The sequence below is a fragment of the Haladaptatus cibarius D43 genome (assembly GCF_000710615.1).
Classification (GTDB): domain Archaea; phylum Halobacteriota; class Halobacteria; order Halobacteriales; family Haladaptataceae; genus Haladaptatus; species Haladaptatus cibarius.
Map to the genome: position 1 here is coordinate 69,913 of NZ_JDTH01000006.1, position 20,959 is coordinate 90,871.

The following is a 20,959-nucleotide window of genomic DNA, read 5'->3' on the forward strand; positions in this document are numbered from 1 at the left end:
GTAGGACATCTTGTATATATCCTTCGACGGTGAGTTATGTTCAAATACGAAATATACATTGGACGACGACGGGTGAATTTGAGTTGATAAATGGGAATAATATTATCGATTGACTGATTACCCTCCGAAAATGTTCGCCGACCCTCCATCACCGAACGCCAACCTCTCGCGCCGACAACTGCTCGGTGCCGGTGGTTTCGCCGCCCTCGGCGCGTGGTACGTCCGTCCCTCGGTGTTCACGGACGAACTGTTACTCGATTCGACGGTGCCGGACGACGCGTGGCCGATGGCCGGTCGAACCCCATCCCGGTCGGGATACGCATCCTCGTCGAACGCGCCGACGAACGAGGTGCGCGCTATCTGGCAAACCGACGTCGGTGACCCCGGTTTCTACCTTTCTGTAATCGTCCGCGACGACACGGTTTACACGACGACGCGAAACGAGTTGGTCGCGCTCGACGCCGAGCGGGGAACCGAACGCTGGCGGTTCGGAAAGGAATTTATACAGGGCGGCCCAGTCGCTATCGATGGTGGAGCATGCTACAGCGCAGGAGTCAGCCTGTACGCCGTCGCCGGTGGTCGTGACAACTGGAAGTTCAAGACGACCAGTAGCTTCAGCGAAATCCTGCCCGTCGGAAATACGATTTTTATCCCAGCATCCGACGGGAATTCGGACGTTCTCGCCGCCCTCGACGCGGGGAGCGGGATTCCACGCTGGAAAACCACTCCGGGATGGCTTCCCCTCGCCTACGCGAACGACGTTCTCGTCGGCACCGGTGGTTCGGGGTCGGTCGTGGTGGGACTCGACGCGAAAACCGGCGACAAACTGTGGGAACTGTCCAGAGTCGGATTACCCGGTAACGTTTCCTCGCCGCTTCGTTTCGGCCCCGTTATCGCAAACGGAACGCTCTTTGGCGGCAGCGAAACGCTCTACGCGGTGGATATTCAGGACGGGTCAGTACAGTGGTCTGCCGACGCGGCCGGGCCGTGGATGGCGAGTGACGGAGACGCCGTCTACCGCGCCCGAGACGGCCACATTGTCGCGCTCAACGCGTCCGACGGTAGTATGCGCTGGGAAACGTCGGCCAACGCGTTGACCGTCGTTTCCGGCCTCGCAGTCACGGACGACGCGATTTACGTCGGCGTCGATTCCGGCGTGGTCGCACTGGACAACGAAACCGGCGACGAACTGTTCGCGTTTCGTTCGGATTCGGCAGGCGGCGGTGGGCCGCCTGCCGTCGTCGGAAACAGAGTGTACGTCGGCATCGGCGAAACGATAGTTGCGCTGGAGGAAGCATGACGAGCGAGAACACAGCAAGCGCAAACGATGCAAGTGAAGATGGGGTCATCCGTCGCGTCAGCACTGCACTCGACAAACCACTCTGTATCTTCGGTATTTGGTGGTGCCTGTCCATCTCAGTCAGCAGTTTTCTCTCCCTCTTTCTCGATGCGTGGTTCGCTCACCCGCTCCCGCTCTCTTCGATGGCGTTCGCGCAAATCGGAGCGCTCTTCGCCGCCGTTCTGTTCGTCGCGTACCGCCCCGATGTCGGGTACGGAAAAACGTTCACGTTTAGTGTCGCTTCACTGGTCGGTTTTGTCGTCCTCAGCTTTGCTACCGGAGGCGAATTGTTCCCCAATTCGAACGTTTCCGGGTCGCTGTACCCCGCCCTCGACATCGCGCTTCTGTCGATAGCCGCGACTCTGTTCGGCTACGCGCTGGTTTTGCGGCCGATCGAATCGCCGGACTGATTCGACCGACCGGTTCGAAAAACGAGTCCTATTTCGAGAGTGCCGTGGCTCCGGCGAAAACGACCGCTCCGGCCATCACGACGGCGAGCAGGCCGAACGCGGCGGCGAATCCGGCGGTATCAGCAATGACGCCGACGATTGCGGGGGCAATCGCACCGACACCCATCAGCAGGGTTCGAACGAGTCCGAGGCCGCCGCCAGCCACGTCGCCCGGAATCGTCGCCGATAGATAGGCCCCGCGAATCGGACGAAAGCCGTGACTGCCGAGTCCGAACGCGACGACAATCGCACCGAGGACGAGCGCGCTCGCCTGCCCGACGACGACCAGCGTCCCGAGTGCCGCCGCCGCAACCGCGAGAACCGCGATGGTGAGCGGCAGTCGTCCGATTCGGTCGGAGAGATCGCCCGTAACGATTTGGACGAAACTCACGGCGAACAGCGCGCTGTAGACCAAGGATGCGGTTCCGTCGGTCAGTCCGTTCTCGGTGAGATACAGGGGGAGGAACGCGACCACGCCGTTGTACGCGAAGCCGAAGCAGAGCGTCACCCCGACGAACAGCGAGAACCGACGGCTCTGGAACAGCGAGAGATACCGTCTGAAGCCGATATCCGTCTCCCCGTCTGCTCTCGAATTTGATTCCGAATCGACGCGATTCGGGCTGTTGGTGTCGTCTGCGTTTTCGGCACTGTCGGCGCTCCCAGCGCTGTCTGCGTCGTTACCCCCGTCCGTCGTCCGCCGTGGAACGTGCGAAAACACCCCGCCGGCGAGTGCAACCCCCACAACTGCGCCGACGAGGAAGAGCGCGTGCCAGTTTCCGGCGTCGGTTACGATGACGACTGCGGTGGGTGCCGCAACGCCGCCGAACGCGCCGAGGGTGTCGAACAGGCCGAGCGCACGCCCGGTTTTGTTCGGATACACGCGCGAGAGCAACCTGATGGAGACGGTCTTGTGAACGCCCGTTCCGAGGCCGATGAGGAGCATTCCGCCGAGGAGAACGACCAGCGGCGCGGAAATCCCGAGTACCAGCGCGCCGCTAGCCGCGACCACCGCACCGGCCACGATGACCTGTACGGCCCCGAAACGGTCGGCGAGGATGCCGCTCGGAAACTGCATGAGCGAGTAGCCTATCATCATCGCGGTGAACGCGGTTCCCAGAAATGCGTTCGAAACGCCGAACTCCGTCTGGTAGACGGGAAACAGGGCCGGAAGCGCGTATCGGAGAAACTTCGCTAAAAACCAAATTCCGGCGGTCAACAACAGCGTGTCGTAGTGGAAAACGCGCGAAAATCGACCGGACACACCAGTTGCCATCACCCTACTGCACTCCGTTCGACCGATAAAAAGTGGACGGAATCGGCGATACAGACCGTTCACGGGAAATACAGACGTTTACGGGGAATACAGACCACTCACGGGAAATAACGAGCGATAGAACGCCTCTCGTATCTATTCCTTATCGCGTAAACCACTTAAATGGAACATGAAATTCCTTTTCCACGTATTCCTGACAGCGAAGCATTTGCCCGTCCATCGCCAAGGGTGCTCGGGGGAGCTATGACAGACGCAGTTATCGTCATCGACATGCTGAACGACTTCGTAACGGGGGAAATCGCCGCGGAGCGGGCACAGCGGATTATCCCGACGCTCGACCGACTCACCGGCGCGGCTCGGGAACACGGTATTCCGGTCATCTACGCGAACGACGCCCACCGCCCCGAGGATTTCGAACTCGACGTTTGGGGACTCCACGCGATGCGAGGAACCGAAGGCGCGGAGGTGATTCCTGAACTCGAACCCGAATCCGGCGACCACGTGTTCGAGAAGCGAACCTACGATGCGTTCTACGAAACCGGATTGGACAAACACCTCCGAAGCCTCGGTGTTGACCGAGTCGTGTTGACTGGACTCCACACGAACATGTGCATTCGCCACGCCTCCGCCGCGGCATTCTTCCGCGGGTATCCCATTCTCGTTCCGGAAGACTGCGTCGATGCCTTCACCGAGGACGACCACCGCAGTGGACTTCAGTATCTCGACGATGTGTACAACGCCGAACTGACGACCGCCGCCGAACTCATTAGCGAGTGGGAACGCGACGAGGACGCGAACTGATTCCTTCGTCGTTCGCGCACGGAACTAGAATCGACCGTCTGTTGTGAATTTCCAATCAGTACACCTATTTCGGCTCCGTTTCACAGTTCTCCATGAACGGAGTGATTCACCGATATGAGCGGGTTTTTCAGCGTTCGACGTTCGCCCGTTTCGGTGCCGTCGGTCTCCTCATCGTTTACGGAACGCTCATTTCGACAATCGCGCTGTCGCCCACGTTTCAGTGGACGGGCAGTGCGCTCTCCGACCTCGGTGCAGTCGGTGCGGATAGAAGTTGGCTGTTCAACGGTGGCTTGATTGTTGGCGGTGCCTTCCTGTCCCTATTCGCGTTTGGCGTCTTCTCGAACAGCGAGCATTGGGGCAAACAGGTAGGTTCCGTGCTTCTCACGCTAGCATACGTGCTGAGCGTTTTCGTCGGTCTGTTTCCGTATCCACAGCCACAGCACACGCCGATTGCGCTCGCCCAGTTCGTCCTGATTCCGGTCGGATTGCTGACTTTCGGTGTCGAAAGCGTCCTTCGCGGTGCTTCGGGGCTTGGTGGAATCGCACTCGCTCTTGGAACAATCGCCGTCGCCGGTAATCTCTGGCTGTTTAGCGTCGTTTCGGCGGGTTCCGAAGCGATTGCCTTACCGGAATTCGCCGTCGTCTTTCCGCTCGACAGTTGGGCGATGGTGATGGTTTGGCGACAGTACCACGGAAAATCGGCGCAGTAGTCGCTAGACTTCACTACTGTTCGCTCGCGCTGAACCCGAGCGCGTTGACTCGTTCGACAAGCAAACTCGGATTGACGTTACCCCTGACTTCTACCGTTCCTTCGACGTGGTTTGCGTTGACCTGCTGGACGCCATCCTCGTGTTTCAGTTCGTGCTGAATCGTGTCTTCACAGCCGTTACACATCATATCCTCGACCATGAACTGCGTCGTTTCGGTTGCCATGGTTCCGGAACATCGTTCAGCAGTGATTTCCATAACTGTCACGGCTAATCTATTTATTTTCCACTAACTCCTTTAGAACGAACTTCGGAGCTTCGACAGGCCCAACAGTCAGCGGTGCCTAACACTCTCGAAGACGATTGTCCGAGCGAAATCAGTCAGACCCCGATAAAACTGGGCCAGCAATTTCGATAGTGGCGGCGGATTCGACTCGTGAACCAACATCCTCATTCGAACACTCACACAACTACCTTCCAATGAACCGACGAACGTTTCTCCGCACCGGTACGGCACTGGCAGGAGGAACCGCTCTCACGGGTTGTCTCGAATCACTCGGATTCAGGACACAGTCCGCGTGGCGCGACCCTCCTATCGTCGAAAACCGTCCCGACGCCGTCTACTACCCCGCCTACATGGAAGGCATGGAGATGTACGGGATGGCCAAAGACGGTGATTTCCGTTTCGCGCTGATGTACTCCTACCCCCACCGGTTCTGGAACGTCACCGGCCAGTCGAACAACAAGGTTCCCGTTCAGTCGGACGACTCCCTCCATCTCATGATTTCACTTTGGGACGCGAAGACGAACACCGTCGTTCCGGCGGACATGCAGTTGACGATTACGAAAGACGGCGAAACGGTCGATGACCGAGCGCCGTGGCCGATGCTGTCCCAGACGATGGGGTTCCACTACGGGGACAACGTCACGCTCGACGGCAACGGTTCGTACACCGCAACGGTGGCTGTCGGGTCGATAGGCGCGCGCCGAACCGGGGACTTTGCCTCTCGATTGGACGGCGGCGCGTCCACGACCATCGACTTCGATTTCGATACGGAGCAGATTTACGACGTGGAGTATCGAGAAATCGGCGAAAAACAGGGTTCCCGCGATGCCATCGAACCGATGATGGAAAACGTTCCTGCGGGTCGGGCACCCGACCCGAAGAAACTGCCGGGCACCGTCGTCGGAACGAAATCCTCCGGAGATGCTGATTTCGTCGTAACGGTCGTCGAACCGTCGAACCGGTTCACCGACAGTGACAAATCATATCTCGCAGTATCGCCGCGAACGCCGTACAACCGAATCGTGCTTCCGCGACTGTCGCTTTCGATGGAACTCCTGCGAAACGACAACACGATTTCTACGGGGTCGATCGCCCCCGCGCTCGACCCGGAACTCGACAATCACTACGGAACCGCCGTCGAGGACATCCAGTCCGGTGACACCCTTCGGTTGACAATCGATTCACCACCGCAGGTTGCCCGCCACGATGGCTACGAGACGGCGTTCATGGAGATGCCGCCGATGGAGTTCACCGTCTGAATCTCTTTTTTGAACTTCGAAGTAGCATCCCACGGATTCGCTCGACAACCGAGCGAACCTGTCCAAAACGGGTTTTCACGAAACGACTCCTCATCAAACAAGTCCTCGCAATACGACTTTCCACGACACCTCACGACACGAACGCCGGGTTTGCCGTTGGAAGCGAGATGAGCCACAAACTGATGACGGTGTAGGCAATCATGACGACGACGAAGGGATACTGGCTTCGAACCGCCTGGATTCGACTCGGAAACGTCGCGTAGGCTTCCGCGTGCGCGAACCAGACCGAGAGCACGTGGCCGGCGAGAATGAACGCGATGGTAAGCGCGCCGAACCACCCCGGAAGGGTCAACACGAGTGGGTTCGCTGGCGGCGAGAACGGCGAAACCACCGAGTTGATGAACGACGGAAGCAGCGAGACGAAAAAGCCGAAGTAGTGTGCAAGGTGGTACCCCGCGGCGATGGCCAACAGGGGCGGCGCAAACTGGACGGCCATCGTTCGCGGCGTGAGGTAGGTTTCACCGGTTTTTCGGGCGAACTGTGCTGCCAGCCGGAAGGCTCCGAGGAAGAGCAGGTAGCCCCCGACGAACAGCACGGCGTAGACAACGAGCGGCGGGAGTCCCCATCCGACGACAGTCCTAACGAACTCGACGCCGGTCGTCGTCGTGACGAACCCGCTGAACGTGAGTTCCCAAATCAGCGCGACGACGAACGCGATGTCGGCCCGACTGGACACGATTCCGGATTCGGGGAGATCGAACCCCGGCGGACGGAGCGTGATACCGTTTTCCGACCAGTTGAGCGGCCCGACGCTTCCGTAGAACCGGAACGTCACCGACAGCGGGTCGGCGTTGGAAAACCACGATTTCGGCGTGTAGACGAGCGCTCCGGCGAGCGTGACGACGGAATACGCGCAAATCGCGGTTGCGAGCAAAGCCGGTTCCTTGTTGACCGGCGTCACCGTCTCTAGCCACACGAGGGCCAGCAGTCCGACGACTGCTGGCCATCGCCCGATGCGGCTCGGATACTGACGGTTGAGGGTGGGAAGCAGTTCGGCTATCGTCCGCCACGGGTTCAGGGCGGGCCAGACGTTTCCGACGAGGTAGACGAACATCGTCAACCCCGCGCGAACCCCCGCGAACACGAGGATGACAGCGGCGTTCGCGGTCGGAACCTGCGGCCCGACGAGCCCCCGATAGACGATTATTACCAGCCCGGCGACACCGATGAACCGAGCGAGATAGCGGATTCCCTGCCGAAGCGGCAGTCCTGTCGAAACCGGTTTCCGCCAGTCGTGAACCGACCGAATGAACTCCCGGTCGGTGACGACGCTCGCCAAGAGGGCAGACGCGCCGATTACCGCGCCGCCGGTTGCCAAGTACAACCACTGCGGTACTGCAAGTGTTCCGCTCGAAGCGTCGGAAAGCCCAACGGCCGCGTTGCTCGCAATGACGACGTCGATGAGCGTCAGGCCGAAGAGACACCCGAGTATGGCGCTTCCGAGCGACCGGGCGGTCGCGTGCCAAGGAGACTCGTTTCTGGCCATCGAATATGGATAGTTCGTGGCGCACTGCTGTTGTAGTTGTCGAAGGAACATCCGGCGTGACGGTTCGTTCGTCGTTCCGCTACAGTCGGTCGTACTCCACCGACAGCGTTCCGTTGGTCCGCTTTTCGGCCCAGATGATACCGTCCGCTTTTTGGCGGAGTGCCGTCAGCGTTTCCTCATCGTGTGCCGCAAAATCGATGTCTAGCAGCGTACAGCCGAAATCGGTGGATTCCCCCGTGACCGAATCGACGAACCGAGACGCCTGTTCGAGGGTCGTGTCGGCTAGAATCGAACTGAACGACGAAACGAGCAAATGTCGCCTCCCATCCCGGTGAGAGAGAACGTCGTCCAGTTCCGAGATTGCGAGCGACGTTCGAGTTACGTCGCCGTGTCGCGGCGTGTAGATGGTCGGCGTCGGTTGATACACCACTGTGAGACTCTCGTGTTTCGATGTCGTATCCACGATTCCGAGTGCGGGCAATCTACTTCGTTCGTCCGGAATGTATTTGGTGGTGAGCGTCTCGGCGGACAGTTCCGTCGTTACGAGGCTGATGGAGTCCGATTCACTCCGACATCGTTCGAGCAACCACAATCCGAGAAGGGTTCGGTGGTGTTCTACCGACCCCGTGAGGAGAAAAACCGCTTCCGAATCGATCATCGACGGGAGGTCGTCAACGATGGTCTCCTCGAAATAGGAGTCGATAGGGTTGGATGTGGTCATCGTTTCCTTGCTAGTTGGAACGCTGTGGCGGATGGAACGTGTCGAATACGGTGGCAACCCCGCCCGACGATTGCTTCCACTCTCGCCGTTTTCGTCGCGGCGTTCAACGGTTCCACATCAACCGACTTTTCAAGCACTGCACCGTATTCCGAAGATGGAAGGCATTTCATGGGTAGAGATGCATACTGTTCGCACTGCAATCTCGCCGAAGGATGCGTGCTGACCGGGCGCCTTCGGAAGAAAGAAAGGTCGAACCGAACTGTCTAGGCGTCTTTTCGACATCGTATATAACTTTCGTCAAATCGGAACTGTCGCCTGCAGTATGGCAACTCTGTAACCACTCTTCGAGGGATTCCGTAGGTGCCGCCGACCGACGCTTTTGTCGAATCGTTCGGAGTATAATCGTCTGATGATATATGTGCCGACGATATTTTTGTCCTGACTGCGAGCATACAGTACTCCGCACGACGGTTCCGAATCCTTTTTGGGATATTTCCGCAACTAGTGAGAGATGAATACGAATAGAACGCGCTCTCGATTCTCTCTTGTTGTTCCCGTGACGAATCTCACAGAACCGACGAGTTACACTGATTCGGTGAGGGCGACGAGACGAGCATCTGCTCGGAAACGATGGTGAGGCTGCTCCCGAAACGTCTGCACGAGGCCGTCGAGCGACTGTCCACCCGACTTGAGAGAGCGGTCGGCGGTCAGTACGTCGTCATCGGTGCGGTCATCGTCAGCACGTTCTTCATCGGCTTCGGCGGTGGCGTGATTTTTCCCATCTTACCGAACCTCGGTGCAGTTCTCGGTATCTCCCCGTTTCTGGTCGGGATAATTCTGAGCGCGAATCGGTTCTCGCGGCTCCTTGCAAACGCACCGGCTGGGAGTCTCGTAGACCGAATCGGAACGAGAAAGCCGTTCGTCATCGGGATGTTCGTGCAGGGATTCGCCACCTTTGGGTACGTGTTCGCCATGCTCGCTCCGATTCCGGAAGCGTGGTTCATGGCGGCTCGGCTCCTCTGGGGCGTCGGGAGCGCGCTCGTCTTTGCGACCGCGTACACGATTGCCGCCGACGTCAGCGACGGCGGCTCGCGCGGGGCGAACATGGGACTCATCAGAGGCGGCGTCCTCTTCGGATTTCCGACTGGAGTGGTGATAGGCGGCGTCGTAAGCGAACTCTCCGGAACCGTCGTCGCCTTCGCCGTCGCCACCGTCTTCGCCTTTTTCGCCAGCATCGTCGCCTACGTGACGGTTCCCGAAACGCACGTCGAGGGTGGAATAGACAAGTCGGTCAAGCCGTGGGACATCAACACGAGTCTCCCAGCGCTCACGGTCGGTTTAGTGAATTTCGCCGTCTTGTTCGTCTACATCGGTGCGCTGTTCGCCACGCTCGTCGTCTTTCTCGACCAGAATCAGCTCAGCGTCTTCGGGTTCGACGCGCAGGGGTCATCGGGCATTTTCATGGGTATCACCGTCGTCGCCGCGGGCGTCTCGATGTACTTCGGCGGCTACGTGAGCGATCGCAAGCAGTCGCGCGTCCCGATACTCCTCTGTTTTTTAACTGCCACGTCGCTCGGATTCGTTCTCTTTACCTTCGCGGATTCGATACCGACGCTGGTTGTCGCCTGTCTGTTCGTCGGTATCGGACAGGGCGGAACGAGCGGGCCGCTGATGGCGCTGTTGGGCGACCTCGTACCCGACGGTGAGATGGGGCGCGCCGTGGGAACGAACAACGTCTTCGGCGATATTGGCGGCGGATTCGGCCCAATTGTTACGCTTCCGCTGGTCGAGAGTATCGGCTTCGAGCCTATCTACCTCTCCTGTGCGGCCCTCCCACTCGTAGCGGCGATTATCCTCCTCGGCGGCGTCCACCGGGAAACTGGCGACTTTCTCCCGAGTGTCGAATCGTGACCCTACGACACTGTCTTTTTGTTTCTATGTCCGTGGTGTTCCGAAATCCCACAGCAACTGGCGCATTCACTGCATGAGGGCGTACAGGTTGGATTTGTTTAGCGGCGTTCGTGGGGAGAGATGTATTGTCTTTATCACCATTCCAACAAGCTGAAGTTAGGGATGGCAGATACCCGCAGAGACGGAAGTGTCTCTTTCGGCGACTTCTTCCCGGTTCTCGTCGCCAATGCGCTCCCGTTCGCTGGCCTCGTGCTCCCCAACAGTGGTGTTCGCCTTCATTCGGTGTACCTCCTGTACTGGTTCGAACTGTTGACGCTGTTTCTCGTCTACTGTGGCTGTGCCCTGTTCGCACAGCAAGAGCAGACCGTCGAGAACCTGTATGACAACAGTGTGTTCGATTCGCTCCCCTCGATACAACTCCATCGAGCGCTCCCCGCAGTCCATCTTCGAAACGTGGGGTTCGTCGGACGAGGAGCACTCGTCATGTGTGTTTGTCTGCTCTGTGCCGGTGTACTGATTCTCAGCACGCTTGCGCCACACGACTCGATTCTCTCGTGGCTCTCGACCCTCACGAATCCCATCGCGTTCGTATCGGCACTGGGAATCGTGATTGCACACCTCACGTATGCCTATCGGAACTACTTTCGACCACGTCGATATAGGGATTTATCGCCCGATGAGGTTCTCACGCCACCGTTTTACTTTACGGGACTGTTCTGCGTCGTTACCTTCGCGTGGATTTTGGCGTTCGCGTTCGTCGGTGCGTTCTTTCTCAGCGCAACCTCCCGACCGGTTGCCGAGGTCGTCACGGGAGCCATCCTCTTCGGCGGGTTCGTGCTCTCGAAGCTCTGGCTCGAATGGGTGCGATTTCAGGCCGAACACGCCGTAGAGCCTAGCGGCCTCGCTGCATGTTTGGTGCCTTCCTCGCTGCGGTCGATGTTCCCAGAGTAACCCCAATCTCGAATCGAGGGCGAGATGGGGGTACCCTCCCCCATCGTTTTACTGGAAACGGTGTGTTAACGCATAGTATCGCCAAGAGTAGTCGAAACTGAAAATCAGTTTGGTGCACAGGACAGGTTCCGAATTCGACAATCGGTTTTTCTCGACACATTCCAGACGACCAGCAGCGAGTTTGGCGCTCATCGAAGTATCATCGAATATCTTCCCGATTCCGGGGAAGAGTTCACTACGATGTGGACTGTCTTGGAGTTAGACTTCGAAGCATTCGATCTGTATTAACTCATCATGCACACGTGGCGGCTCTGACTTTCTATTTCTGTACTCTGATTTCTCTATTCATGTATTATTTATAGATATGACACCTACAATAAGGTGGTCTGGCCATTAAGTAGCTATTGTAATATTCCCAAAAGTAAAAACAATTTTTCCATCATAGAGAGGTAAAGCTATATATCACTAGTTTGTGCATCTCAAGTGTGATGATACCAAATAGCATAGAAAATGCAAGCAGGAGAACGTTTCTCAAGTTTGCTGGCGCTAGTGGACTCACCGCCACAGCCGGCTGCCTCGGGTTCGGCGGGAGCGGTGGTTCGGATACAATCGTCTTCGGACAGCCTGCAGCGCAGACCGGCCAGTGGGATTTTCTCCAGCCTGGCGTCTCTCAGGCTACTGACGTCGCCGTCGAGGGTATCAACAGCGCTGACGGACCGTTGGATTCCCAATTAGAGGTCGTTCGACGTGACACCGCGGTCAACCCACAGGAGGCTCGGTCTGTGGTTACCCAACTGCTCGATAACGACGATGCGGTGGCTCTTCTCGGGCTGTTTTCTAGCGAAATCAACCCACTGTTCAACTTTTTGCAAGAACAACAGACACCCATCGTGACGCCATGGCCCGGTTCAAATTTCCTCGATACCCGGGGCGGTGACAAAGGCACCTCGGAAAATATCGACGACGATGAGTGGCTCTGGCGAACCGTTATTAGCGATACCGTTCACACGGCCGGTGCTGCAAAGCGTGCACTCGAACAGGATCACACCACGATTGGTGTAATAAATGGAACCACGGAAGGAGCACGAAGCTGGGCTGATGGCTTCATCACGTCATACGAGAACGGTGGCGGAACGGTCGCAAACCAAGTCGAGGTCAGCCAAGGAGAGTCGAGCTACCAGTCTGCCCTCGACCGCTTGTTTGGAACTGAGTTTAGCGCATTTGCCGTGAGCATCCCGCTGGAAGATGCAATCACGCTCCTCTCCGATTGGGCCGACGGCGGTTACGGGCGGCAACCGATTCTCTCAGACCCACTCTCGCAAAATGAACTCGCCAAACAGGTCGGTGGCGATCTGAACGGTGCATGGGCCGCTAGTCCCGGTCAGTCTGGCCCGAACTACGATACGTTTCTCGAAGCCTATGAGGGTGCAGGTGACGCCGAACTGAACGCGTGGACTGCTCCAGCGTGGGATGCGATTCAAGTTACTGCATTAGCCGTCGAGAGAGCGGGTGAAGCGAGTGCAGAAGCAATCGAACGAAATCTTGGGCCGGTTACCCGCGGTGACGGCACCGAAGTTGCCACGTTCGCCGAGGGGAAAGAAGCGTTAGGAAACGACGAAGAGATCGTTTACCGCGGTGCGGCAACATTTATGAGCTTCACCAACTTCGGTAATGTGTTTGGATCGGTGAGTATCAACACAGCACAGGATGGGACGTTCGCCGAGCAGGAGGTCATACCGGCAGAAGACCTGCGCGAGTTCGTTAGCGAAGATCAATACTAAATATGGGACTTGCACAGAACATCATCTTTGGCCTCGTAACTGGTTCATACATCGCAATCGCCGCAATCGGGTTCACCCTCATATACGGGATTGTGAACATGATAAACTTCGCCTACGGCGAGTATCTCACTATCGGGGCATTCGTCGGCGTCGTCACCGCTGGTATGCTCCCGATGCCGCTCCCAATCGCGGTCTTCGTTGCAATGGTTGCGAGCGGTGCTGTGAGCCTCGTTCTCGCTCGGCTGTTTTTCACTCCGATCAACGAAACCGGGCCCGTGCCGATGCTGTTGACGTCAATCGGATTGGGACTGGTGCTACGGAACGGTATCCGCCTGACTGCCGGGCGAAGTGGCCGTTACTTTGACACCGAAGTAGCGACGTTCAGAATGGAGAACTTGCCGGAGCTTTCAGTTGGGTCGGTGAATCTACTCGGTGACCTCTTCATCACCACCCAGCAGCTTTTGGTTATCGGAAGCGCAGTCGTCGTCTTCCTCGGGTTGCACACACTGCTGACACGGACGGACGTCGGTATCGCGATGCGAGCGATGGGCGACGACGAAAATTTAGCCCGCGTCCGTGGCATCGACACGCAGATGATTCGGGATAGCGTCTGGGTGCTGGCCGGAGTACTTGCGGGTCTAGCAGGAGTCCTTATCGGTGTCCAGACAAGTGTCAGTGCCGGAACTGGCTTCAATCACATTCTACAGATACTGTCCGCTGCCATTCTTGGTGGTGCTGGGAGTCCATACGGTGCCATTGCGGGGTCGTACGTTATCGGCCTCATGCTGGCACTGTCGGTGGCGTTCCTCCCCGCGGGAATGACTGGCATTTCGTCAGCGATTGCATTCCTCGTTCTGGTGGTTGTTCTGCTAGTCAAGCCGAGTGGTATCGCGGGACAGGAGGTACGAGAAGCATGAGTGTTGCCGACCGTCTCCCCAAAAGCGATTCAGAAAGAGCACTCCTCTTTGGAGGTATCTGCATCGTATTGGGGGCGCTACTCACGCTCACCCCGTTACGTACGACGCTTCCGAGCGGACTCTACGTCTTTTTCGAGGTTGGAATACTGTTCGTTATCTACGGAATACTAGTGCTGGGACTCAACCTCCAGTACGGCCACACAGGACTCGTCAATTTCGGTCACGTGGTCTTTTTCGCCGTCGGCGCATATACCGTGGCGATGTTGTCGGCCCAAGATACCTTCGCCGGTATCGGATTAGGATTCCCGTGGCCGCTGACGCTAGTCGTCGGCGTCGTCGCTGCGGCACTACTCGGTGCTATCGTTGGCGCTACCTCTCTCCGTCTGCGAGACGATTTTCTCGCCATCGCAACGCTTGCGACCGCGGAAATATTTCACACGTTGTTCATCAATTTCCGCGGAATATTCGGCGGTAACGTCGGTATTCTTGGTGTGCCACAGCCAGTAAAAGAGTTTGCTGGCGATGCTGATACCACGTTGCTAGCGACACTCCTTCTCATTGGCGGTTTCGCTGCGCTCACCTTTACTGTCGTCACCCGGTTGACCGACGCACCGTATGGCCGGGTGTTACGGGCCATCCGAGCGGACGAACTGGTTACGCGGTCGGTTGGCAAGGCTACGTTCACCTACAAGATGCAATCGTTCGTCTACGGTGCCGCACTTGCGGGACTTGCTGGCGGTCTGTTCGCACTCTACAACGGTGCGGTCGCTCCGGGGTATTTCACCATTCAGGTAACGGTGACCGTCTGGATTGGAATGCTACTCGGTGGTGCCGCTAACAACCGCGCGGTGTTGGCAGGGCTTGCGATTATCATGGGGCTTCGCCTGCTATCACGGTTCGCGCTCGGCGTTGCGCCAGTGTCCGCTGACGCATTTGCGTCCATTCGACTCGTCGTCGTCGGCATGATACTGATAATCGTTATTCGCTACCGGCCAGCTGGCATTTGGGGCAACGCGAAAGAGTTGGGGGTGGATTCGTGACGCTACTCGACGTCGAGGGTCTTAGTAAGGAGTTCGGTGGCCTTCGCGCCCTCGACGAACTGTCTACCTCCATCGAACGTAACGAGCTCGTCGGTGTGATGGGACCAAACGGTGCAGGGAAATCAACGTTCTTTAACTGCATCAGTGGCGTCGTCCCCCCCGACGATGGACAGGTCACCTTCGATGGCGAGGAGATTACTGGTGACTCGCCCGAGTCGCTCGCCCAAGCCGGACTCGTTCGAACCTTCCAGCATACGCGGGAACTAGAAACGATGACGGTTCGAGACAATGTACGGCTCGCCGCACCCGGCCAACGTGGGGAGCGTACCATTCCCGCACTGTTGCAGACTGGGTCGATGCAGGAGCAAGAACAGAGGGTTCGTCGTCGCGCAGACGAACTGATCGACGCGTTTGAACTCGACCATCTCGCTGACGAGTACAGCAGTAATCTCTCGGGTGGGCAGCGAAAGCTCCTCGAAATGGCTCGGGTGCTGATGCTCGACCCGGAACTCCTCTTACTGGATGAACCCTTTGCGGGAGTGAATCCGACGCTGACTCAAGAAATCGCCGACCGTATTCGTGACCTCAACGACGAAGGAATGACCATCGTCATCATCGAACACGAACTCGAAACGCTGACCGAACTGGTTGACCGTCTAATCGTGCTTGAACAGGGACGCCTTCTCGTGGAAGGCGTTCCCGAGGAAGTGCTGTCCGACGAGCGTGTCATCGAAGCCTACCTTGGAGAGTAACAATGGATATACAACACACTGACGAACGTGCTGAACCGCGACTGCAGTCACCGTCCATTTACTGCTGGCAGTATGCGCCCAGTATCTCCCAATCGAAAACGGAGATGGTCGCATGACGTTGCTTGACGTTTCACAACTCGACGCTGGCTACGGCGACCTGCAGATACTCTCCGACATTGACCTCGACGTCGAAGCTGGCGAATACGTTACCATCGTCGGGCCAAACGGTGCTGGAAAGTCCACGGCGATGAAAGCCGTTTTTGGCATTGCTGACCGTCTCGGCGGTAGTATAACCTTCGATGGAACGGATATTTCCGATTTGCCGCCCGAATCGGTCATTGATCAAGGGTTGAGCTATGTCCCCCAAACGGCCAACATCTTTCCCTCACTAACCGTGACGGAGAACCTCCGACTGGGGGCCTACATCCTCGACGACATTCCTGAAGAGCGCCGTCAAGCGGTCTTCGACCGTTTTCCGATTCTCGCTGAACGTCTCGACCAGCGGGCCGGAACGATGTCCGGCGGCCAACAGCAGATGCTTGCAATGGGCTGTGCACTGATGCTTGACCCAGACCTCCTCTTGCTTGACGAACCCTCGGCCGGTCTTGCACCGGATCTCGTCACGGAGATGTTCGACCGTGTGGACGCAGTCAACGAGGCTGGAACGGCCATTTTAATGGTCGAGCAGAACGCCAAGGAAGCGTTGCGTCGCTGTGACCGTGGCTACGTGCTGGCACAAGGAGAGAATCGCTACGAAGGTTCCGGGAATGAACTGCTCAACGACGAGGAGGTTCGTAGACAGTTTCTTGGTGGCTGACCGTTCCAAATTGCTGTTTTATCCACCCTCTCTCCCTTACCAACTGCTATCGTGACATATGCCCACAGTAAACTTATTTCGCTTCGGAATACTGTGTCTGTACATATGGACGTCATCGTTATCGGCGGAGGGATTGTCGGCCTATCATCCGCATATTACCTTGCACAAGCGGGTATGGACGTTACTCTTTGTGAAAAGGGTTCTATCGGCATGGAAAGCACCGCCCGCTCTGCTGGCGGTATCAGGATGCAGTTCTCGACTGACATCAATGCCCGTTTGTCAGTGGCGAGCCGAGAAGTCTGGGATACGTTCACCGAGGAGTTCGGGGTTGACATCGCATATCGGAAGTCCGGCTATCTCTTCCTTGCACGGACTGAGGAGACAGCGACGCAGTTCCGTGAAAACGTGGCAATGCAGAACTCCCTCGGTATCGAAAGCGAGTACCTCTCACCGTCGGCGGCTACCGACTACTGTCCGGGCCTTCGTTCGAATCGTTTCGTTGGCGCAACCTACAATGCGACGGACGGCTATGCGGACCCAAATCTCGCAGTGCAGGGATATGCGACGAAGGCACGTGAACTCGGCGTCGATATTCGAACGAAAACTGTCGTCCGGGATGTCCTCACCGACGAATCGGGTGTCACCGGAGTCGAGACGGACGCTGGAAAACTCGATGCGGATTACGTCGTCAACGCTTCCGGTGCATGGGCGGCGAACCTCGCTTCGATGGCGGGAGTTGACCTGCCGATTCACCCCCGGCGGCGACAGATAGCGATAGTCGACCCGACACAGCCGATTCCAGAAGATCATCCGTTGACCATCGACCTCGACACTGGGTCGTATTTCCGTCCGGAACGAGATGGAGCCGCAATCGTCGGCGGTCATTTCGATGACGAGGACACCAACGTAGACCCAGACGCCTACTCGGATTCGATGGCCATCGAGTGGGCAGCCACTGCTGTCGAACACGCGGCGGACTACACGGCGTACTTCGACGGCGATTCACGCATCCGGAGGGGATGGGCGGGATTGTACGCAGTGACGCCCGATCACCACCCTATCATCGAAGAAACCATCCCCGGATTTGTTACTGCTGCTGGGTTTTCAGGCCACGGTTTCCAGCATGCTCCGGCGACTGGGCAGTTGGTCGCCGAACTGTGCGTCGATGGCAACGCTTCGCTTGTCGATATCGACTCACTGTCGAGTCGTCGTTTCGAACGTGGGAGCGAGTTCGTCGAACGAAACGTCGCCTGAATCGGTCTAACTGAAGAGCGGAACGAACTCGAACAACAGATACGCAGAGACTGTCGCAATCCCCGGAACGATGTTCTGCATGGCGATAACGCGGGCAGTCGTCCACGGTTTGTACAGTGCATCGACGGCAGGGAGTGGGTTGCTATCCGCTTCAGTAGCCGACGAGGTGTGAGTCTCTTTCTTTCTGGCTTCATCAATCGTCGGTGTGTCTTCAGTGTCTACAGCAAGTGCACCGCTCGTGATTCCCGGTGGTCCTTCTTCTATCATCGTCGAGCGCCGAGTGTACTCTTTCACACGCGTAGCACGACCCCAGCCAAGCCCGACGATACTCATTGTCGAAACGATGACGATACTAGCAGGGATTCCCAGCGCTGAAAGGATGGTGATGAGTGTGGAACTCACGACTGCCACGACCAATGCCGCGAGCAGAGGCATATCGGTAAGCTCGTTCCCCATCGTATCTATCGTTCGTCGAGCAATCGTAAACGCACCTACTGCGATGGCAGCCCCCGCAATCAGAATCCCATAGTTCATCTCAATCGCACCGCTGCCGACGAGTGGGGCGATTGCATTCGCCATATTCGATGCACCGGCCGAAAATGCGGTATAACAGGCGACGGCGAGAACCAACAGGGTACCGACGAACTCTCGCATCGTCGTGTTCGGGCCCAGCGCTGGCCGGACAATCCAGCCCGAGCGTTCGATATGAATCAGTGCACCCTTGGTCTGCGTGATGGCAAACCAGTCGAGAAGAGTGGGGTACCAGTATCGACCGATAACAGCACTCACCCAAAAAGCAATTACCGGCGAGACGAGCCACCACGAGATAATCTCCCCCATCACTGTCCAGTTCAGTGCATCCGTTGCGAGGCCGAGGCCAGCAATCGTGCCGACACCAGTCATCGAGGTCGAGGCAGGAACACCGACGATGTTCGAGAGAAAGAGCGCGAGTCCGATGAAAAAGAGCACTGCGATACTCGCTTCGAGCGTGAAAAACCGACTTGGAACGATTTTATCACCCATCGTGTTGATAACATTACGCCCAACTGTCCAGCCGCCGACAAGTGCACAGATGCTCATGAGAGATGCAGCCCCGAGTTTCGAAATGGTTTGACTTCCGACTGCTGGGCCGAACGCAACGCCCGTGTTCGAACCGCCGACATTAAACCCGACAAAAATTGCGACAGCAAGCCCGACGACAAAGAGTATCTCTACCATAGATAAACCAGGTGAGATCGTTTGTTAAGTCCTTTGTCAAGGTCTAATCAGTATTTTTCTGGTGTTTCTCTCAGGTTGGCTTTCTTTTGGAATGGCTCACTTTCTCCCCAACCGAATCAATTTTATTGGTACAGTACAACTGCGGTTGTTGAAAATTATATCTGTCTGCTGTTGTTGAAAGTTCTGCCAGTCTACCGTTGCTGGGAGTCCTTCCATTCAGCGCAATCGACGCGCTGATACAGATTTCGAAGAAGTCCGTCTCCGAATACGAGGACGAGAACCGCACCGAGAAGGTTGAACACGAAGTCGTGAATGACATCCGACCTGCCGTAGGACACCAGTATCGGTTGGAAACCGAAGCGCTCCGCGACCATGTGGATGATGTACTCCATGAGTTCCCACAGGCTGCCGATACCGACGATGGTGGCGAGAACGCGCGGGCGGGGATTACGGCCCTCGCGGCGCGAAGCGGCGTAGACGAGTCCACTGAGAAGCGTCGAGGAATGGGTGTGAGTGAGATGATCCCACCACCACACGTCGTCGTATGGCCCGAGCATCCCGACAGAATGAGTGAGCATCGCGGTATTCGAATACAGACGTTGCCACGGCCTGAACGTAACGTCGTACCGTCGTTCGATGATGTCTGGGAGGCAGGTCGCCGCGAGCGCGATGGCCGCGTTGACGACTGCCCCCGGATTCCGGCGACGAAGCCCCTCGATGAACACGAACCCAATCGCATATCGAAGTCCCTGCTCGACCGTCTTTGTCCCTTCCGTCTGCGTGTTCGTAGTCACGTGTACCGAGTATCATTGTAACGGCAACGACAAATAGATTTGTGCCGTCTCGTCGGATCGTGGGTTCTCTGCCAGTACCAGAACGATTTGAGACGGTTGGATCGAATCTATCGCTCCGCGCGGCGACTGCCTGCTACTGGATTTCGTAACCGGAGAAGTACCGCCGTACTTGAGACGCCTCATCGACGTGCTGTAGAACCACGCGCAGTTTGAGTCGTGCCTTGTGCGCTGGAAGGTCATCACCGTGTATCGCTCCGTAGTCCGCGAGGGTTTGGCCACCGCCGTCGGTTCCGTACACCGCTGCCGTCGAACCGGCGTAACACCGTGACGTGACGACGACGGGAACGCCAGCCGAAACCGCCTGTTCGATGGCATTGCCTACTGCTGCGGTCGTGTTCCCTAAGCCGGTTCCCTCGACCACCAGTCCATCGACTCCGGCGTCGAGTGCGTCTTCGATTTGGTCACCGCCGACCCCCACACCGGATGTAACCATTCGAACGTCGATGTCCGATGGTTCGCCAGTTCCATCGAGAGTGACCGAGTAGCTTCCGGGTTCTCGGTACCACCGAACCGCACCTCGGGTGGTTACCGCAACCGGCCCTTTCTCGGGTGATTCAAAAGCGTCGAGCTTTCGCGTGTGTCGCTTCGTCACGTCACGGGCCGCGTGCAGTTCTTCGTCGAACGCGATGTAGACGCCGCCCGAATTTCGGATTCGGTCGTCGGTAAGCACTCGAACCGCCGTGAAGAGGTTTGCCGGGCCATCTGGACTGACTTCGTCCGGGCGTCGTTGTGCGCCGGAAAAGACGACCGGAACACCGACATCGAGAGTTAAATCGAGGTAGTATGCCGACTCTTCCATCGTGTCGGTACCGTGGGTGACGAGGATGCCGTCGGCATCGTCCTCGACGGCCCCTTCTATCGCCTGTCGAAGTTCCTCCAGCGTCGGAATATCCATGTCGAAACTCGGTCGTTGGGCGACTTCGCGCACGTCGAGGTCTGCGTAGTCTGCGAGCTGTGGGACAGCTTCGACGAGCGCTTCGCTATTTTTGCTCGGTTTCGCTCCGCCCGTCTCGTCGGTGCTGGCGATGGTGCCGCCGGTTCCGAGTATCGTAATCGTCTGGGCCATAGGGTAGTCATCGGCTC

Annotated in this window: 20 protein-coding genes; 13 read left to right on the forward strand and 7 right to left on the reverse strand. The window is 57.5% G+C overall.

What is annotated here, in order from left to right; all coding sequences use genetic code 11:
- Positions 1-130 precede the first annotated feature (130 nt).
- Positions 131-1,300 carry an outer membrane protein assembly factor BamB family protein gene (locus tag HL45_RS16235; protein ID WP_233274822.1) on the forward strand — a complete coding sequence of 390 codons (1,170 nt, stop codon included), beginning with the start codon at positions 131-133 and terminating at the stop codon, positions 1,298-1,300.
- Positions 1,297-1,749 (forward strand): hypothetical protein, encoded by a 453-nt coding sequence (locus HL45_RS16240; RefSeq protein WP_049972240.1) that lies wholly within the window; start codon positions 1,297-1,299, stop codon positions 1,747-1,749. Before HL45_RS16235 ends, HL45_RS16240 begins: the two co-directional genes overlap by 4 nt.
- 28 nt (positions 1,750-1,777) lie before the next feature.
- On the opposite strand, the gene HL45_RS16245 is transcribed toward HL45_RS16240, so the two are convergent.
- On the reverse strand, positions 1,778-3,061 hold the full coding sequence (locus tag HL45_RS16245; protein ID WP_049972241.1) for an MFS transporter: 1,284 nt from the start codon (positions 3,059-3,061) through the stop codon (positions 1,778-1,780).
- Between the two features lie 243 nt (positions 3,062-3,304).
- On the opposite strand from HL45_RS16245, the gene HL45_RS16250 reads away from it, so the two are divergent.
- Together HL45_RS16250 and HL45_RS16255 are read left to right on the forward strand one after the other, a co-directional pair.
- Complete coding sequence (locus tag HL45_RS16250) at positions 3,305-3,862, forward strand: cysteine hydrolase family protein (protein WP_049972242.1); 558 nt, start codon at positions 3,305-3,307, stop codon at positions 3,860-3,862.
- A 92-nt stretch (positions 3,863-3,954) separates the two neighbouring features.
- Complete coding sequence (locus HL45_RS16255) at positions 3,955-4,572, forward strand: DUF998 domain-containing protein (RefSeq protein ID WP_049972243.1); 618 nt, start codon at positions 3,955-3,957, stop codon at positions 4,570-4,572.
- Between the two features lie 13 nt (positions 4,573-4,585).
- On the opposite strand, the gene HL45_RS16260 is transcribed toward HL45_RS16255, so the two are convergent.
- On the reverse strand, positions 4,586-4,795 hold the full coding sequence (locus HL45_RS16260; protein ID WP_158413708.1) for a heavy-metal-associated domain-containing protein: 210 nt from the start codon (positions 4,793-4,795) through the stop codon (positions 4,586-4,588).
- Positions 4,796-5,049: 254 nt separating this feature from the next.
- Here HL45_RS16260 and HL45_RS16265 point away from each other — a divergent pair, with 254 nt between their 5' ends.
- A complete protein-coding gene (locus HL45_RS16265; RefSeq protein ID WP_049972245.1) occupies positions 5,050-6,114 on the forward strand; it encodes a twin-arginine translocation signal domain-containing protein in 1,065 nt (354 codons plus the stop codon).
- A 130-nt stretch (positions 6,115-6,244) separates the two neighbouring features.
- Here HL45_RS16265 and HL45_RS16270 read toward each other — a convergent pair whose 3' ends face one another.
- Both HL45_RS16270 and HL45_RS16275 read right to left on the reverse strand, forming a co-directional pair.
- Positions 6,245-7,660, reverse strand: coding sequence for an ABC transporter permease family protein (locus tag HL45_RS16270; protein ID WP_049972246.1), 1,416 nt, complete (start codon positions 7,658-7,660; stop codon positions 6,245-6,247).
- A gap of 79 nt (positions 7,661-7,739) precedes the next feature.
- A complete protein-coding gene (locus tag HL45_RS16275) occupies positions 7,740-8,381 on the reverse strand; it encodes a DUF7504 family protein (protein ID WP_049972247.1) in 642 nt (213 codons plus the stop codon).
- A 630-nt stretch (positions 8,382-9,011) separates the two neighbouring features.
- On the opposite strand from HL45_RS16275, the gene HL45_RS16280 reads away from it, so the two are divergent.
- From HL45_RS16280 to HL45_RS16315, 8 genes are all read left to right on the forward strand, one after another.
- Positions 9,012-10,292 carry an MFS transporter gene (locus HL45_RS16280; protein ID WP_049972248.1) on the forward strand — a complete coding sequence of 427 codons (1,281 nt, stop codon included), beginning with the start codon at positions 9,012-9,014 and terminating at the stop codon, positions 10,290-10,292.
- 162 nt (positions 10,293-10,454) lie between these two features.
- Positions 10,455-11,243 (forward strand): DUF6498-containing protein, encoded by a 789-nt coding sequence (locus HL45_RS16285; RefSeq protein ID WP_049972249.1) that lies wholly within the window; start codon positions 10,455-10,457, stop codon positions 11,241-11,243.
- 488 nt (positions 11,244-11,731) lie between these two features.
- Positions 11,732-13,024 (forward strand): ABC transporter substrate-binding protein, encoded by a 1,293-nt coding sequence (locus HL45_RS16290; protein ID WP_049972250.1) that lies wholly within the window; start codon positions 11,732-11,734, stop codon positions 13,022-13,024.
- Positions 13,025-13,026: 2 nt separating this feature from the next.
- Positions 13,027-13,941, forward strand: a complete 915-nt coding sequence (locus tag HL45_RS16295; protein WP_049972251.1) for a branched-chain amino acid ABC transporter permease — start codon at positions 13,027-13,029, stop codon at positions 13,939-13,941.
- The gene (locus tag HL45_RS16300; RefSeq protein ID WP_049972252.1) at positions 13,938-14,981 is read left to right on the forward strand and encodes a branched-chain amino acid ABC transporter permease; all 1,044 of its coding nucleotides are present in this window, start codon (positions 13,938-13,940) and stop codon (positions 14,979-14,981) included. Before HL45_RS16295 ends, HL45_RS16300 begins: the two co-directional genes overlap by 4 nt.
- Entirely contained in the window at positions 14,978-15,733 is a 756-nt protein-coding gene (locus tag HL45_RS16305; protein WP_049972253.1) for an ABC transporter ATP-binding protein, read from the forward strand. Before HL45_RS16300 ends, HL45_RS16305 begins: the two co-directional genes overlap by 4 nt.
- Positions 15,734-15,845: 112 nt before the next feature.
- Entirely contained in the window at positions 15,846-16,550 is a 705-nt protein-coding gene (locus HL45_RS16310) for an ABC transporter ATP-binding protein (protein ID WP_049972254.1), read from the forward strand.
- A gap of 105 nt (positions 16,551-16,655) precedes the next feature.
- A complete protein-coding gene (locus HL45_RS16315) occupies positions 16,656-17,804 on the forward strand; it encodes an NAD(P)/FAD-dependent oxidoreductase (RefSeq protein WP_049972255.1) in 1,149 nt (382 codons plus the stop codon).
- A 6-nt stretch (positions 17,805-17,810) separates the two neighbouring features.
- On the opposite strand, the gene HL45_RS16320 is transcribed toward HL45_RS16315, so the two are convergent.
- The 3 genes from HL45_RS16320 to HL45_RS16330 form a co-directional block, all read right to left on the reverse strand.
- Entirely contained in the window at positions 17,811-19,022 is a 1,212-nt protein-coding gene (locus tag HL45_RS16320) for an inorganic phosphate transporter (RefSeq protein WP_049972256.1), read from the reverse strand.
- Positions 19,023-19,213: 191 nt separating this feature from the next.
- On the reverse strand, positions 19,214-19,816 hold the full coding sequence (locus HL45_RS16325; RefSeq protein ID WP_049972257.1) for a hypothetical protein: 603 nt from the start codon (positions 19,814-19,816) through the stop codon (positions 19,214-19,216).
- Positions 19,817-19,949: 133 nt separating this feature from the next.
- The gene (locus tag HL45_RS16330; RefSeq protein ID WP_049972258.1) at positions 19,950-20,942 is read right to left on the reverse strand and encodes an asparaginase; all 993 of its coding nucleotides are present in this window, start codon (positions 20,940-20,942) and stop codon (positions 19,950-19,952) included.
- Positions 20,943-20,959 lie beyond the last annotated feature (17 nt).